Source organism: Kitasatospora sp. MBT63 (assembly GCF_000710465.2).
Classification (GTDB): Bacteria; Actinomycetota; Actinomycetes; order Streptomycetales; family Streptomycetaceae; genus Kitasatospora.
The window spans coordinates 1-14,610 of the sequence record NZ_JAIZ01000091.1 but is presented as its reverse complement, the minus strand read 5'-3'; the positions used below and the strand labels follow the sequence as shown (position 1 = coordinate 14,610).

Here is a 14,610-nt window from a genome sequence, read left to right as displayed (position 1 = left end):
CCGTGGCCAGGTCGGCCACCACCACGGTGTCCGCCAGCAGGACGCCGGCGGCGGCCAGCAGGCCGGCGGGCCCGCCGATCAGCTCCACCGCCCAGCGGGCGCCCTCCGGCAGCTGCGGCCGCGACGGCACCTGCTCACCGTCCGGCCGGGGGCGGGCGATCAGCAGGGCGGCCCGGCCCGCGTCCGCGGTGCGCAGCCGCAGCAGCGCCTCGGCGGCCGGGCCGAGCCCGTCCACGGCCACCGCGTCCGCGGCCGCGCCGAGCGCCGCCGCCACCGCCACCTCGTGGCCGGGCGCCGCCGTGAGCAGTTCGGCGACCGGGCCGAGCACACCCGCCGGGCCGTCCTCGCCGAGCAGCGCACCGGTGCCGTCCTTGCGGCGCAGCCCGAGCGCCAGGGCCTCGTGCCGCGCCGTCAGGGCGGCGCGCTCCCGTCCGGCGGCCCCGGCCGTCTCGCGGGCGTCCGCCAGGGCGTGCTCCGCCCGGGCCAGCTCCTCGGCGGTCTCCCGGTGGGCGTCGTCGAGCGCCTCGTCGCCCCCGTGGGCCTCCTCGGCCTGCTCGCGCAGTTCCTCGTACTCCTGGCGGGCGGCCTCGGCCCGCAGCGCCGCCTCCTCGGCCGACTCGGCCAGCCGGCCGATCTCGGCCTCGGCGCCCGCTGCCCTGGAGCGCGCCGCGGCCGCCTGGCCCTGCAGCCTGGCCAGTCCCTCCCTGCGGTCGGCGACGGCCCGGGCGGCGGCCCTCAGCCGGCCCTCCTCCTCGGCGAGCGCGCGTTCCAGTTCGGAGCGCTCCTCGACGGCCTCGGCGAGCGCGTACTGCGCCTGCTCCAGTGCCTCGGCGAGCGCCTGCTCCTCCTCGCGGACCTGCTGGGCCTCGCGCTCCAGCTCTTGGGGGTCGCGGCCGCGCCGCTCCTCCTGCGCTCCGCCGCCGAGTGCGTGGCGCACCTTCACCTCGGCCAGGCCGATGGTGCCGCGGGTGCGTTCGGCCAGGGCGGACAGCCGGTACCAGGTCTGCCGGGCCGCCTCCAGCTGCGGGCCGAGCTGCTCGACCTGCGCCTCCAGGACGGCCTCGCGCTGCAGGGCCCCGGCCAGCTGCTGTTCGACGGTGGAGCGGCGGAGTTTCAGCGCCAGCTCGTCGGCGATCTCGGCCTGGACGGCGTCGCGCAGGGTCAGCAGGTCGTCGGCGAGCAGCCGCAGCCGGGCGTCGCGCAGGTCGGCCTGGATCCCGGCCGCCCGCCGGGCGATCCTGGCCTGCCGGCCGAGCGGTCCGAGCTGGCGGCGCAGCTCGGCGACGAGGTCCTGGACGCGGTTGAGGTTGCCCTGCATCGCGTCCAGCTTCCGCAGCGCCTTCTCCTTGCGCTTGCGGTGCTTGAGGACGCCGGCCGCCTCCTCGATGAAGGCGCGCCGGCCCATCGGGTCGGCGTGCAGGACGGAGTCGAGCTGGCCCTGGCCGACGATGACGTGCATCTCCCGGCCGATGCCGGAGTCGGAGAGCAGTTCCTGGATGTCGAGCAGGCGGCAGGTGGTGCCGTTGAGGGCGTACTCGCTGCCGCCGTTGCGGAACATCGTCCGGGTGATCGTCACCTCGGAGTAGTCGATCGGCAGGGCGCCGTCGGCGTTGTCGATGGTCAGGCTCACCTCGGCCCGGCCGAGCGGCGCGCGGCCGCTCGTCCCGGCGAAGATGACGTCCTCCATCTTCCCGCCGCGCAGGGACTTGGCACCCTGCTCGCCCATCACCCAGGACAGCGCGTCCACCACGTTGGACTTGCCGGAGCCGTTCGGCCCCACGACACAGGTGATGCCCGGCTCGAAGCGCAGTGTGGTGGCCGAGGCGAAGGACTTGAACCCGCGCAGCGTCAGGCTTTTCAGGTGCACGCGCGGGCCCTTCCGACCTCGGCGATCCGGCTCTGTCGGCGACTGTAGCCGCCACTGCGGACAGTCGGTCGTCAGGAGCCGGTTTGACCACGCCGGGGGTGGGCACCTTTACCGGAAATAAAGACCGCATGCGACTGATGGCCGGACACGACGAAGGGACGTCCCAGGACGTCCCTTGCAGGCTGCTTTCCCCGAATCGGGGGGCTCAGTGCACGACAGCGTCGATCTTCGAGGACCGGGCGGGCTCAGGTGAGGGCGGGCTCCCGGTGGTCCAGTTCGATGCTGCTGAGCAGTGAGTGCTCGTCAGCGACAGCGAGTAGTGCGTCGTTCTCCGTCTGGAGCCGGGTGAGCTCGGCCTCCAGGTCCTGGACGCGCTGCTGGAGCCGTCGCATCTCGGAGAGCATTCGCGGGTCGGGGCCGCCGACGTACCCGAGAAGCGCCTTTGCCATGATGAATGGTCCTCCACGCTGAGTGACCGAACCGGGAGCGGTACTGGTCTAGGGGGAAGGGAACACGCACCCGACGGCGCGACCGGCTGTGCTGGCTGGGCACTCGGGACGACCACAGTGAGCTGGGCCCACGACGGAATGACCCGACCGGGAAAACGCGGACGTGTGCGGGTTTCCAGAGTCTCACCAAAGACGGTACGGGTCAACACGATCACGGCACGCTACCGGACCCCTGTCACCTACATGGCGGGACGGTCACGCCAAGGGGGGCGGGGTGGGCCCACCGGGGCCCGGTGGATCACTGCTCGGTGCGGAGTCAACCACGAGTCTGCCCGGTTGGCAACCGCATGACACCGGCAGTTGCCCCGAGCGGGGGACACTCGGCCCCACCGGGTTGACGATCAGCGGATCTCGAACCCCGGATAACCGTCCCCGGTCGCGCTCCAGATCTCGGTGACGCCGCTGACCTGGCCCGGAGTGCCGGGACCGCGCAGCGCCGCGAGCAGCTCCTCGCACTCGGCGTGCAGGCCCTCGGCGACCACCTGCACCCGGCCGTCGCCGAGGTTGCTGGTGTAGCCGGTCAGACCGATCTCCAGCGCCCGTGCCCTGGTCCACCACCGGAACCCGACCTGCTGGACCCGCCCGCGCACCCACGCGGTGACCCGGACAGGCTGCTGACTGTGATCACCGTGCATGCGTCGACCCTAGCGGCAGGCCCGGTCCGCCGCCGGGCCCGGGCAGGCCCGCCGACCGGGCCGGGCGCCGCTCAGAAGCCGCCGAAGTCGGAGGAGTTGAAGTCGCCGCCCGAGTAGTCGCCGGGGTCCACCCCGTTGCTGCCGTCGTAGCCGCCCGTTCCGTCCTGGCCGGCCCACGCGGTACCGGGGCTCATCGCCGAGCCGAGCAGGGTGCCCACCAGCAGACCGGGCAGGATCCCCGAGCCGAAGTAGCCGCCCGCCCAGGGGCTGTACGCCGGGCCGGCGTTCCAGTACGGCTGGTCGCCGTGGTCGGTGCGCACGGTCCGGATGTCCGGGTCCTGGCCGCTCGCCAGCCGGGCCGCGTCGGCGGCGCAGACCGGGACGGTGCGCGGCGCACCGCCGGGCGGGGCCCAGTCGGCGTCCTGGACCGACGGGCCGTGCCTGGGGTCGAAGAAGCAGGGCAGCCGGCGCTCCGGCAGCGGCCGCCCCTCGCGCCGGGCGGCGAGCGCGGCGAGTGCGAACCGGCCGTCCGCCAGCGCCTCGGTGACCGGGCGGACGTCCTCCGGGCGGCGGGCCGCGTCCATGGTCTGCTTGGCCCGCTCGTAGGAGTCCAGGGCGTGGGTGTAGTCGGCGCGCTGGGCGTCGTCCGCGTCGGGGGCGCCGGGGCTGAACTCCAGGCGGTCGAGTTCCTCGCCGAAGGCGGTGATGTCCTCGTCGACGACGGTGCGCAGCTGGGCCAGCGCGGCCTGCTGCTCGGCGAGCTTGCGCCGCTTGGAGCGGCGCAGCAGCAGGAAGCCGCCGCCGGCCGCCAGGGCGACCAGCGCGACCGGGATCACGATCGCGGCGGTGCTGATCCCGCCGGAGTCCACGCCGTGGCCCTTGGTCTGGGCGGCGGCCTGGCCGACGAAGTCGTCGAGGGTGGCGCCGATGTCACCGGGGTGCGAGCGGGCGGCGGCGCCGGCCAGCCGGTCGGGGGTGCCGGCCGCGAGTGCCTGGCGGTCGGCGAAGGCGCGGAACTCGTCACCGCGCCAGATCGCGTACACGCCGACGACGCCGACCTTGGTCCGCAGGTCCTGGGCCACGGTCCTGGCCGGGTAGTTCGCGTCGGCCGGGACCACCGCGACGAAGATCGGCTTGTCGGCCTGCTCGATCCGCCGGGTGAGCGCGGCGGCCTGGGCCTCGGAGAACCGGCCGGTCATCGCCGGGTCGACGTACACCTGCCCCTGCTTGAGCGCGGCGGCCGCCTGGTCCACCCCGGACGCGGCCGAGGCCGGGCCGGCCAGCAGGAGCAGCAGGCCGAGCAGCGCGGCGAGCAGGACGGCCGGGCCGGTGACGGCGGTCCGGCGGGGAACGGTTCTCATGGGACCGACCGTACCTTCCAGGGCCGGTGGTGTGCCGCTACCTCAGACGGACCCGGCCCGGTACCTCAGGCTGACCCGTCCCCCGCCGAGCGGCCGGTCTTGGGCGCCGGAGTGATCCACCACCACCGTGACCAGGCATAGTGGTGCCTGCTCTCCCACCCCCGGCCCGCCCTGATCGGAGCATTTGGTGATCATCGGACTCGTCACCGCCGTCGCGGCCTCCGTCTGCTACGGCACCGGCTCCGTCCTGCAGGCCGTCGGCACCCGCCGGTCGGCCCGCGAGGAGGTGGCGGCCCGCGGCTCGGGCGCCGGCGAGACCGAACACGGCGGACCGAGCCTGTCCTCCACCGCCAAGGCTGCGGTGACCTGGGAGTTCATCGTCGGCACGGTGCTCGACCTGATCGGCTTCGGGCTGGGCGCGCTGGCCGCCAGGCTGCTGCCGCTGTTCCTCTCCCAGACCATCATCAGCGCCAACCTGGTGATCACCGCGCTGCTCAGCATCAAGCTGCTCGGACTGCGGCTGCGGCAGCTGGAGTGGATCTCGATCGCGATGCTGTGCGGCGCCCTGGTGCTGCTGGCCGTCGCGGCGGGACCCGAGGGCGGGCACGAGGCGGCACGCTCCTTCCACTGGTGGCTGCTGGCCGCCTCGGTGGTGGTGATCGCGGGCGGCAGCCTGCTGGTGCGGCGGCTCGGGCGCGGCGCGGCGATCGTGGCCGGCCTGCTGTCGGGGCTCGGCTTCGGCGCGCTCGGCATCGGCGTGCGGATCCTCGACGGCGTCCAGCCGTTCGACCTGGTCGCCCTGGTCAGCGACCCGGCGCTGTACGCGATCCTGGTCGGCGGCATCGGCGGGATGTACCTGCACACGGTGGCGCTGCAGGTCGGCTCGGTGAACGGGGCGACGGCCGCGCTGGTGGTCGGTGAGACGGTGGTACCGGGCGCGGTCGGGGTGCTGTGGCTGGGCGACACCTCCCGGGCCGGGCTGGGCTGGCTGGCGGTGGTCGGCTTCGTGCTCGCGGTGGTGAGCGCGGTCGGCGTGGCGTACTTCGGCCAGAGCGAGGCCGAACTGCACGGCGCCCAGCCCAAGCTCCCGGAGCCCGCCGGCCACTGAGCGGCCCCACCCGGGGAACCGCGGTACGGGGACGCTCGGGGCCGGCCGTGAGCGGTGTCCCGGGTGGGTCGTGACCGAATCCCGCCCGCGCGGCCTAGCGGGGCCGCGGGACCCGCTGGCAGCGCGGGCAGAAGTAGCTGGAGCGGTTCATCCAGGGGTCCCGGCGGATCGCGGTGCCGCAGCGGCGGCAGGGCTCGCCCTCCCGCCCGTAGGCGTCGAGCTCGCGGGAGAAGTAGCCGCTCTCACCGTTGACGTTGACGTAGAGGCTGTCGAAGCTGGTGCCGCCGACGGCCAGCGCCGCGGTCATCACGTCGCGGGCGTGCCCGAGCAGTTCGGCGGCCTTCGGGCGGGTCAGGCCGGCGGTCGGCCGGTCGTAGTGCAGGGCGGCGCGCCACAGCGACTCGTCGGCGTAGATGTTGCCGACGCCGCTGATCAGGGTCTGGTCCAGCAGGGCCCGCTTGACGGTGGTGCGCTTGGCGCGCAGGGCGGTGATGAACGCCGCGTCGTCGAAGCGCGGGTCGAGCGGGTCGCGGGCGATGTGCGCGATGGAGACCGGGGTGTGCTCGGGGTCGTCCGGCTCGGCCTCCTCGACGGCGAGGCCGCCGAAGGTCCGCTGGTCGACGAAGCGCAGCTCCCGGCCGCCGTCGGTGAAGCGCAGCCGGACCCGCAGGTGGGTCTCGTCCGGGGTCTGCGGGTCCTGGACGAGCAGTTGGCCGCTCATGCCGAGGTGGCCGGTCATCGACTGGTGGTCGCCGAGCGGCACCCAGAGGTACTTGCCGCGCCGGTGGGCCTCGCCGAGGGTGCTGCCGGTCAGCCGGGCGGCGAACTCGGCGGCGCCGCCGGGCTGGCGGCGCACCGAGCGCGGGTGCAGGACCTGCACCTGGGAGACGGTACGGCCGGCCGCCCAGCGGGCGAGACCCCGCCGGACCACCTCGACCTCGGGAAGTTCAGGCACCTCGGCCCCCCGGCCAGGTCAGACTGCGGCGCCGGGGCGGTCGTCGGCGTACTTGGCCTTGATGGCCCGCCAGGCGCTCTCCGCGGCCTTCTGCTCTGCTTCCTTCTTCGAGCGGCCACTGCCGTGCCCGAAGTCCTCGCCGGCCACCCGGGCCGCGGCGGTGAAGGTCTTCTCGTGGTCCGGACCGGACTCGGTGACCACGTACTCCGGCACTCCGATGCCGACCGAGGCGGTCAGCTCCTGGAGGCTGGTCTTCCAGTCGAGGCCCGCTCCGAGCTGGGCGGACTCCGCGATGAGCGGGTCGAACAGCCCGTGCACGAAGGCGGTGGCGGCGTCCAGGCCCTGGTCCAGGTAGACGGCGCCGATCACGGCCTCGACGGTGTCGGCGAGGATGGAGGACTTGTCGCGTCCGCCGGTCCCCTCCTCACCCTTGCCGAGCCGGATGAAGGCACCGAGGTCCAGGCCGCGGCCGACCTCGGCGAGCGCGCGGGAGTTGACCACCGCGGCGCGGAGCTTGGCGAGCGTGCCCTCGGCGACCTCCGGGTGGAGGCGGTAGAGGGTGTCGGTCACCACGAGGCCCAGCACCGAGTCGCCGAGGAACTCCAGGCGCTCGTTGGTGGGCAGTCCACCGTTCTCGTAGGCGTAGCTACGGTGGGTGAGGGCACGCACCAGAAGGGCGCGCTCGAGCGTGTACCCGAGGCGCCCTTCCAGGACGTCGTATTCGGTCGACGCCGGCCCGCCGCCCTTGCTCCCGTTGGAAGAGTCCTTCGCGCTGGGAGCCTGCTTGCGGGGGGAGTTGCTCTCCGACATCGATCCGTGCACCCTGCCGATCAGACCGAGAGGACCTGGCGGCGGTTGTACGTGCCGCAGCTGGGGCACGCGATGTGACCGAGCTTCGGCTCGTGGCAGCGGTCGCACGCCACGAGGGCCGGAACGACGGCCTTCCAGTTGGAACGGCGGTGGCGCGTGTTGCTGCGCGACATCTTCCGCTTCGGAACAGCCACGGCTACTTCTCCTGGTTCTCGGCGAGACCCTCACGGGTGTCGCTGTTCTTGATTCCGTCACCCTCGTCGCCGGGGGCGGCGGAGAGTCCCTGCAGAGCCGCCCACCGGGGGTCGGCGGCGTCGTGGTGGTGCGACGGGTCGTCGCTCAGGCGTGCGCCGCATTCGACGCACAGACCCAGGCAGTCGTCCTGGCACACCGGCTGCAGCGGCAGTGCGAGCACCACCGCGTCACGCAGCACCGGCTGGAGGTCGAAGAAGTCGCCCTCCAGGCGGTAAGTCTCGTCGTCCGAGTCCTCGTCGAGGTCCTCGTCGCCACCCGTGGCCCGGCCGCGGCCGCGGTCGTCGGACTCCGGGTAGTAGTACAGCTCCTGGAAGTCGACCTCCAGGTCGTCCTCCACCGGCTCCAGGCAGCGCACGCACTCGCCCTCGACCTTGGCCTCGGCGGTGCCGGTCACCAGCACGCCCTCGACCACGGACTCCATCCGCAGCTCCAGGGCGATCTCGCTCTTGCCCGGGACGCCGATCACGTCTTCGATGCCGAGGCCCTCGGGGGCCGGAAGGGTGCGGGAGACCCTGCGCAGCGAACCGGGGCGACGGCCGAGCTCATGCGTGTCGAACACGAGCGGGTCGCGGTGGTCGAGGCGGTTCAAGGTGTCCTGACTTCCTGGCGGCGGCCCCACTGTCATGGGTGCCGCGGTTTCCTGAAGAGTGTGTTGCCGCCGTGTTGCGGGCAGCCGACGGCCCCGGAACAGGCCGAGTGGTCAGACTACCGGAGAGTGCGGCCAGGCCCAACTTCGGCCCCGCATCGCCCGCCCCGGGCCCCCGCCGTCAGCGGCCGCCGAGCTCCCGCAGCCGGGTCATGTCGATCATGCTGGTGTCGAAGAAGCTGGTCTCGTCCAGCCCGGTCTGCTGCGGCACCTGGGCCTGCTGCTGGTGCTGCTGCGGGTAGCCGCCCGAGCCGTCCGGCACCGGGTTGCCCCAGGCGTCGTACTGCGGCTGCTGCTGCGGGTAGCCGCCCTGCTGCTGGTAGTACGGGTCCTGGCCGGGGTACGCCGGCTGCTGCTGGTAGCCGTACTGGCCGCCGTCGCCCGGCTGCAGCGGGTTGCCCCACTGGTCGGTCTGCGGGGCGCCGGACTGGTCGTAGCCGCCGCCGTACACCTCCGCGTACTGCGGTGCGGCGTAGCCCTCCTCGCCGGGGGCCTGCCAGCCGGCCGCGGCGGGGGTCTGGTCCGGCCAGCTCTGCTGCTGCGGGACGGCCTCCTCGCGGTACCAGGGCTGCTCCTCGCCGTCCTCGGCGAAGCCGGAGGCCACCGCCTCGGCGCGGGCCTTGAGCTGCTGGGCCTCGTCGGCGGCGGCCAGGTAGGCGCCGAGCTCGTCGATCGGGGCCTTGCCGAGCAGGGTGTCGCGGCCCTTCCCGACGGCCTCCAGGGTCTTGCTGAGGACCGCCTCCAGGGTGGCGAGCTTCACATCGACGTACTCGTCGACCTCGGGGCTCGGGGTGGCGTGCGGCTGGAACTCCTCGCCGTCGCCCTCGCCCTGCCCGTCGGCCTCGTAGACGCCCGCCGCGCCGCGCAGCTTGGTGCGGCCGCGGCCGACGGCGCCGAGCGTCTTGGTGAGGACCACCTCGAAGTTGGCGAGCTTGCTGTCGACGTAGTCGTCGGCCTCGGCGCGCTTGGTCTGCGCCTCGGCGCCGGCCTCGCCGAGGATCCGGTCCGCCTCCGCCTGGGCCTGGCGGACCACCTCGGTGTCGGAGATCAGCGAGCCGCGCTCGTCGTGCGCGCCGCGGATGATCCGGTCGGCCTGCGCCTGCGCGTCGGCCACCAGCTGCTGGTGGTCGGCGACCACCGACTGGGCCTGGGCCAGTTCGGCCGGCATGGTCTCGCGGAGGTCCCGGAGCAGCCCGACCAACTCGGCCCGGTTGACCACGCAGGACGCCGACATCGGCATCGCGCGGGCGTTCTCCACCACGGCGACGATCTCGTCGAGTTTCTGCTGCACGTCCACGGGCGCATCAGTCTTTCCGTGTGCCGCCGAGGTGCGGCGGGGGCAGTCCCCGTCGGCTCGGCAGCGCCCACGGGGCGGGGATACAGACTGTACGGCCAGTGCGCCCGGAGCTCACAACGCCCGAGGCCCCCGCGCCACCCGACAGGCGGACAGGATGTGACAGTTCGCCAGGAGTGTCCGGATTGCGGCGGGATCGGCCGGGATCAGCCCCGGCGCTCGGCGATCCGCGCGATCAGCCGGCGGTTGACCGTCTCCGGCAGCAGGTGCGAGACGTCGCCCCCCAGCGAGGCGACCTCCTTGACCAGCGAGGAGGACAGGAAGCTGTAGGTCGGCGAGGTGGGCACGAAGAGCGTCTCGACCCCGGTCAGGCCGTGGTTCATCTGGGCCATCTGCAGCTCGTAGTCGAAGTCGCTGACCGCGCGCAGGCCCTTGATGATGGCCGGGATCCCGCGCTCCCGGCAGAAGTCCACCAGCAGGCCGCTGTGCGCCTCGACCTCGATGTTGCCCAGCCGGCCGCAGGTCTCCTCGATCAGCGCGATGCGCTCCTCGACGGTGAACATGCCCTGCTTGTTCCGGTTGATCAGCACGGCGACATGGACCACGTCGTACAGCTTCGAGGCGCGCTCGATGATGTCGAGGTGCCCGTTGGTGATGGGGTCGAAGGACCCCGGACAGACGGCGCGGCGCATGGCGTGTGCTCCCTTGTGGGGGTTGCTGGTGCTACGGGTTCCGGTCGGCCTCGGCAGCGGCGCGACCGTACCAGAGGGTGCCTTCGCCGTAGCGGCGCGAGCGCAGCGGCTCGAATCCCTCCGGCCAGCCGAACTCGCCGCCCCGGGTGCTGCGTTCCACGGTGACGAGTGCGTCCTCGCCGAGCCAGCCCCCCGAGCCGAGTGTGATCAGCATCTCGCGGACCTCGTCGTCGGTCACGGAGTACGGCGGATCGAGGAAGACCAGGTCGTAGGGGACGGCCGGGGCCGGACCCGCGATCACCCGCTCGGCGCGGTCGGCGCGCACCTCCGCGCCCGGCAGGCCGAGGGTCCGCACGTTCTCCCGGATCACCCGGGCCGCGCTCGGGTCGGACTCCACCAGCAGGGCGTGGACCGCACCCCGCGACAGCGCCTCCAGGCCGACCGCGCCCGAACCGCCGAACAGGTCGAGCATCCGGGCGCCGTGCACCGTCCCGCGGAGCGCTGCCAGGGTGGAGAACATCGCCTCCCGCGCCTTGTCCGAGGTCGGGCGGGTGGTGCGGCCGGGCGGCACGGCCAGTCGACGGCCGCCGGCCGTCCCGGCGATCACGCGGGTCATGGGGTGGTGGGTCCTTTCCTAGGCGCCCACCACGCTATCCGGATTTGCCGCCGCGGCGCGCAGCTCGCCCGGCTCGCCGCGGCCTTGGCCGGCCGGCTGCGGGCAGTGCTCCGGGCGCCGCGGGTCATGGCCCAGCTCGCGCAGCCGGGCCCGGACCGCGTCGGGGGTGCGCCCGTACCGGGCGGCCAGCCGGGCGATGCTCTCCCCCGCGTGGAAGCGGCGGACCAGCCCCTCCTCGGGCCGCGGCGCCCCGGGCTCGGCCGCGGCCGCCAGGGCCCGGTCGAGGGCGCTGCGCAGCCCGGCGACGTCCGCCGCCGGGAGCCGGAGCCGGCCGAGCGCGCCGGGGCCGCTGACGGTCAGCACCACCTCGCTGCCCCGGCCGCCGACGGTCTCGATCCGGAACACCGTGCCGACGGTCGGGATCTCGTCGATCCGGTCGAATGCCATGACAGAGCCCCCTGGACGCGCCGGGCCGGCGGCGCACCGCCCGGTGCGCCCTGAACACCGCCATCGTCCACCGGACCACTGACAGTTGGCGTACCGTCAGCCCTTCTCCAGGTACTCCGCGCGGTCCTCGTCCAGCAGGCTCTCCAGCGCGGTGCGCAGCTCCGGGTGGCGCTCCAGGGCTGGGTCCCCGGCGACCAGCGCGGTGGCCTCCTCGCGGGCGGTGGCGATCACGTCCTCGTCGTCCAGCACCGAGAGCACCTTGAGCGAGGACCGCACGCCGGACTGGGCCTGGCCGAGCACGTCGCCCTCGCGGCGCTGTTCGAGGTCGATCCGGGACAGCTCGAAGCCGTCCAGAGTGCCGGCCACCGCGTCCAGCCGGGCCCGCGCGGAGCTGCCCGCGGGCATGTCGCTGACCAGCAGGCACAGGCCCGCCGCGCTGCCGCGGCCGACCCGGCCGCGCAGCTGGTGCAGCTGGGAGACGCCGAACCGGTCCGCGTCCATGATCACCATGACGGTGGAGTTGGGGACGTTGACGCCCACCTCGATCACGGTGGTGGCGACCAGCACGTCCACCTGTCCGGCGGTGAAGCGGCGCATCACCTCGTCCTTGGCCTCGGGGGTGAGGCGGCCGTGCAGGATCTCCACCCGCAGACCGGCCAGCGGCCCCTTGGTGAGCATCTCGGCGGTCTCCACCACCGACAGCGGCGGCCGCCGCTCGTCGCTCGCCGCGCCCAGGTCCTCCGGGTCGTCGGGCAGCGCCTTGCGCCGCTTCTTCGGGTCCTCGGGCTCGTCGCCGATCCGGGGGCAGACCACGTACGCCTGGTGGCCCTTGCCGACCTCCTCGCGGACCCGCTCCCAGGCGCGGGCCAGGAAGTTGGGCTTCTCCACCGCGGGGACCACGTGGGTGGAGATGGGTGAGCGGCCGGCCGGCAGCTGGTCCAGGACCGAGGTCTCCAGGTCGCCGAAGACGGTCATCGCGACGGTGCGCGGGATCGGGGTGGCGGTCATCACCAGCAGGTGCGGGGGCCGCTCGCCCTTGGCCCGCAGGGCGTCGCGCTGCTCGACGCCGAAGCGGTGCTGCTCGTCGACCACGACCAGCCCGAGGTCCTGGAACTGCACCTTGTCCTCGATCAGGGCGTGGGTGCCGATCGCGATGCCCGCGTCCCCGCAGGCCATCTCCAGCAGGGTCTGGCGGCGGGCCGCGGTGCCCATCGAGCCGGTCAGCAGGGCCACCTTGGTGCCGGCCTCGGCGCCGCCGAGCATGCCGCCCTCGGCGAGGTCGCCCATCATCTCGACGATCGAGCGGTGGTGCTGCTGGGCGAGCACCTCGGTGGGGGCCAGCAGGGCGGCCTGGCCGCCGGCGTCGACCACCGCGAGCATGGCGCGCAGCGCGACCAGGGTCTTGCCGGAGCCGACCTCGCCCTGCAGCAGCCGGTGCATCGGGTGTTCGCTCGCGAGGTCGGCGAAGATCTCGCCGCACACCTTCTGCTGGCCCTCGGTCAGGGTGAACGGCAGCCGGGCGTCGAAGGCGTCGAGCAAGCCGCCGGGGCGGGCCCGGCGGGCGACGGCGGGCAGCGCGGAGTCGGCGGCCCGGCGCATGGCGAGCGCGACCTGGAGGACGAAGGCCTCGTCCCAGCGCAGCCGGCTCTGGGCGCGCTCGCGGTCGGCCTGGTTGCGCGGCCGGTGGATCAGTTCCAGCGCCTCGGGCAGCGGGATCAGGTCGTGCTTGTCGCGCAGGGCGGCGGGCAGTGGCTCCCCGACGTCGCCGAGGTGCTTGTCGAGCGCGGTCTGCACGCACAGCGACAGCTTCCAGCTGGGCAGCTGGGCGCTGGCCGGGTAGACCGGGATCAGCCGCCCGGCGAACTGCTGCGCGGCCTCGGACCCGGCGTCCTCGTCCAGCAGCTGGTAGTCGGGCGAGGCGAGCTGGCGGGTGCGGTTGAACAGGCCGACCTTGCCCGCGAACAGGCCCTGGGCGCCGGGGCGCAGCTCCTTCTGCCGCCAGCCCTGGTTGAAGAAGACCAGGCTGAGCCGGCTGCGGCCGTCGGTGACCACCACCTCCAGCCGGTCGCCCTTGCGTCCCTTGAACGGGATCAGGGTGACCTTCTCGATCCTGGCCAGCACGGTGACGTGCTCGTCCACCTCGAGCTCGTCCAGGCTGGTGAGCGAGCCGCGCTCGACGTACCGGCGCGGGTAGTGGTGCAGCAGGTCGCCGACCGTGCGCAGCTTGAGGCTGTCGGCCAGCACCTTGGCGGTGCGGTCGCCGACCAGCTTGGTCAGTGATTCGTCGAGAGCGCCCATCAGCACCTATTGGACACCACGGCACGGACAGGACGGGCTACTCCACCCCGATCAGCAGCGGCGCCGACTCCTGGCCTCCGTGGTAGACCACGGTGTCGACCTCCGGCCGCTGCCGGCGGGCGTGCGCGTCGAGCAGGGCCGCGAGGGTGTCGGGGGCGCCCTCGCCCAGCACCAGGGTGACCAGTTCGCCGCCGGCCGCGAGCATCCGGGAGAGCACGGTGCGTGCGGTGTCGGCCAGGTCGGTGCCGATCAGCGCGACGTCGCCGTCGATCAGGCCGAGCACGTCGCCGGCCTGGCAGACGCCGGCCATGGTCCAGGACTCCCCCTCGGCGACGGCGAGTTCGGCGTAGCGGGTGGCGCCGGCGGCGGAGGTCATGGCGACCACGTCCTCGTCGAAGCGGCGGGCCGGCTCGTGCACGGCGAGCGCGGCCAGGCCCTGCACCGGGGAGCGGGTGGGCAGTACGGCGATCCGCAGCCCCTCCTCGCGCAGCTGGTCGGCGGCGGCCCCGGCGGCGGCGCGCAGTTCGGGGTCGTTGAGCAGCAGGACCACCTCGCGGGCCGCGCAGCGGCGGACCGCCTCGACCAGTTCGACGCTGGCGGGCGGGTGGTCGGGGTCGGCGAAGAGCACCGCGGAGCCGGCCTGTTCGCAGAGTTCGGCGAGGCCGCTGCCGGTGACCACGCTGAGCACCGCGCGGCCGCTCGGCGCGGGTTCGGCGAGCTCGCCGACGCGTTCGCCGGCCCGGGCGGCGGCCTCGGCGAAGTGGGTGATCCGGATCCGGTGCGGCCGGCCGGCCGCCACCCCTGCCTCGACGGCGGCCCCGGCGTCGTCGACGTGCACGTGGACGCTCCACAGCCCGTCGCCGCCGCCGACCACCAGCGAGTCGCCGAGGCCGGCGAGCCGGCTGCGCAGTCCCGGCAGCGCCTCGTCGGGCGCGTCCAGCAGGTAGATCACCTCGAAGGCGGGGTGGCCGGGGCCGGCCGGCCGCTCGTGGCCGTCGCAGCCGGCCGCGGGACCGGGTGCGGGTACGGCGGCCGCTGCGCGCAGGGCGACCGGGCCCATCGGGGTCTGGCCGCTGACGGCGTCCACCAGCGCGCCGAGGACGGCGACCAGGCCGCG

The 14,610-nt window shown here is 74.0% G+C and carries 14 protein-coding genes and 1 pseudogene; 1 reads left to right on the top strand and 14 read right to left on the bottom strand.

What is annotated here, in order from left to right; all coding sequences use genetic code 11:
• The 4 genes from AA75_RS06235 to AA75_RS06220 all read right to left on the bottom strand — a co-directional run.
• Nucleotides 1–1,867 (bottom strand): chromosome segregation SMC family protein (locus AA75_RS06235; RefSeq protein WP_033818765.1); only part of this gene is annotated, 1,867 nt, incomplete at its 3' end.
• A 245-nt stretch (nt 1,868–2,112) separates the two neighbouring features.
• A complete protein-coding gene (locus AA75_RS06230; protein WP_033818764.1) occupies nt 2,113–2,316 on the bottom strand; it encodes a hypothetical protein in 204 nt (67 codons plus the stop codon).
• A gap of 401 nt (nt 2,317–2,717) precedes the next feature.
• Nucleotides 2,718–3,011, bottom strand: a complete 294-nt coding sequence (locus AA75_RS06225; protein WP_033818763.1) for an acylphosphatase — start codon at nt 3,009–3,011, stop codon at nt 2,718–2,720.
• Nucleotides 3,012–3,082: 71 nt separating this feature from the next.
• Nucleotides 3,083–4,372 (bottom strand): hypothetical protein, encoded by a 1,290-nt coding sequence (locus AA75_RS06220; protein WP_033818768.1) that lies wholly within the window; start codon nt 4,370–4,372, stop codon nt 3,083–3,085.
• Nucleotides 4,373–4,559: 187 nt separating this feature from the next.
• Between AA75_RS06220 and AA75_RS06215 the strand changes: the two genes are divergently transcribed.
• Nucleotides 4,560–5,480 carry a hypothetical protein gene (locus AA75_RS06215; RefSeq protein ID WP_033818762.1) on the top strand — a complete coding sequence of 307 codons (921 nt, stop codon included), beginning with the start codon at nt 4,560–4,562 and terminating at the stop codon, nt 5,478–5,480.
• Nucleotides 5,481–5,574: 94 nt separating this feature from the next.
• On the opposite strand, the gene mutM is transcribed toward AA75_RS06215, so the two are convergent.
• From mutM to AA75_RS06165, 10 genes and pseudogenes are all read right to left on the bottom strand, one after another.
• The gene (gene mutM / locus AA75_RS06210; protein ID WP_033818761.1) at nt 5,575–6,435 is read right to left on the bottom strand and encodes a bifunctional DNA-formamidopyrimidine glycosylase/DNA-(apurinic or apyrimidinic site) lyase; all 861 of its coding nucleotides are present in this window, start codon (nt 6,433–6,435) and stop codon (nt 5,575–5,577) included.
• An 18-nt stretch (nt 6,436–6,453) separates the two neighbouring features.
• Nucleotides 6,454–7,245 (bottom strand): ribonuclease III, encoded by a 792-nt coding sequence (gene rnc / locus AA75_RS06205; protein ID WP_033818760.1) that lies wholly within the window; start codon nt 7,243–7,245, stop codon nt 6,454–6,456.
• 20 nt (nt 7,246–7,265) lie between these two features.
• The gene (rpmF, locus tag AA75_RS06200; RefSeq protein WP_030056747.1) at nt 7,266–7,439 is read right to left on the bottom strand and encodes a 50S ribosomal protein L32; all 174 of its coding nucleotides are present in this window, start codon (nt 7,437–7,439) and stop codon (nt 7,266–7,268) included.
• A gap of 2 nt (nt 7,440–7,441) precedes the next feature.
• Entirely contained in the window at nt 7,442–8,125 is a 684-nt protein-coding gene (locus tag AA75_RS06195) for a DUF177 domain-containing protein (RefSeq protein ID WP_051811921.1), read from the bottom strand.
• Nucleotides 8,126–8,267: 142 nt separating this feature from the next.
• Nucleotides 8,268–9,443: an ATP synthase F0 subunit B gene (locus AA75_RS06190; RefSeq protein ID WP_033818758.1), complete on the bottom strand. Its 1,176-nt coding sequence runs from the start codon at nt 9,441–9,443 to the stop codon at nt 8,268–8,270.
• Between the two features lie 203 nt (nt 9,444–9,646).
• Nucleotides 9,647–10,132, bottom strand: a complete 486-nt coding sequence (coaD, locus tag AA75_RS06185; protein WP_033818757.1) for a pantetheine-phosphate adenylyltransferase — start codon at nt 10,130–10,132, stop codon at nt 9,647–9,649.
• A gap of 31 nt (nt 10,133–10,163) precedes the next feature.
• Entirely contained in the window at nt 10,164–10,748 is a 585-nt protein-coding gene (gene rsmD / locus AA75_RS06180; RefSeq protein WP_033818756.1) for a 16S rRNA (guanine(966)-N(2))-methyltransferase RsmD, read from the bottom strand.
• Between the two features lie 18 nt (nt 10,749–10,766).
• Nucleotides 10,767–11,195 carry a hypothetical protein gene (locus AA75_RS06175; RefSeq protein ID WP_063794286.1) on the bottom strand — a complete coding sequence of 143 codons (429 nt, stop codon included), beginning with the start codon at nt 11,193–11,195 and terminating at the stop codon, nt 10,767–10,769.
• A gap of 96 nt (nt 11,196–11,291) precedes the next feature.
• A complete protein-coding gene (gene recG, locus AA75_RS06170) occupies nt 11,292–13,493 on the bottom strand; it encodes an ATP-dependent DNA helicase RecG (protein WP_033818766.1) in 2,202 nt (733 codons plus the stop codon).
• Between the two features lie 37 nt (nt 13,494–13,530).
• Nucleotides 13,531–14,610 (bottom strand): annotated as a pseudogene (locus AA75_RS06165) (dihydroxyacetone kinase); the annotation flags it as partial.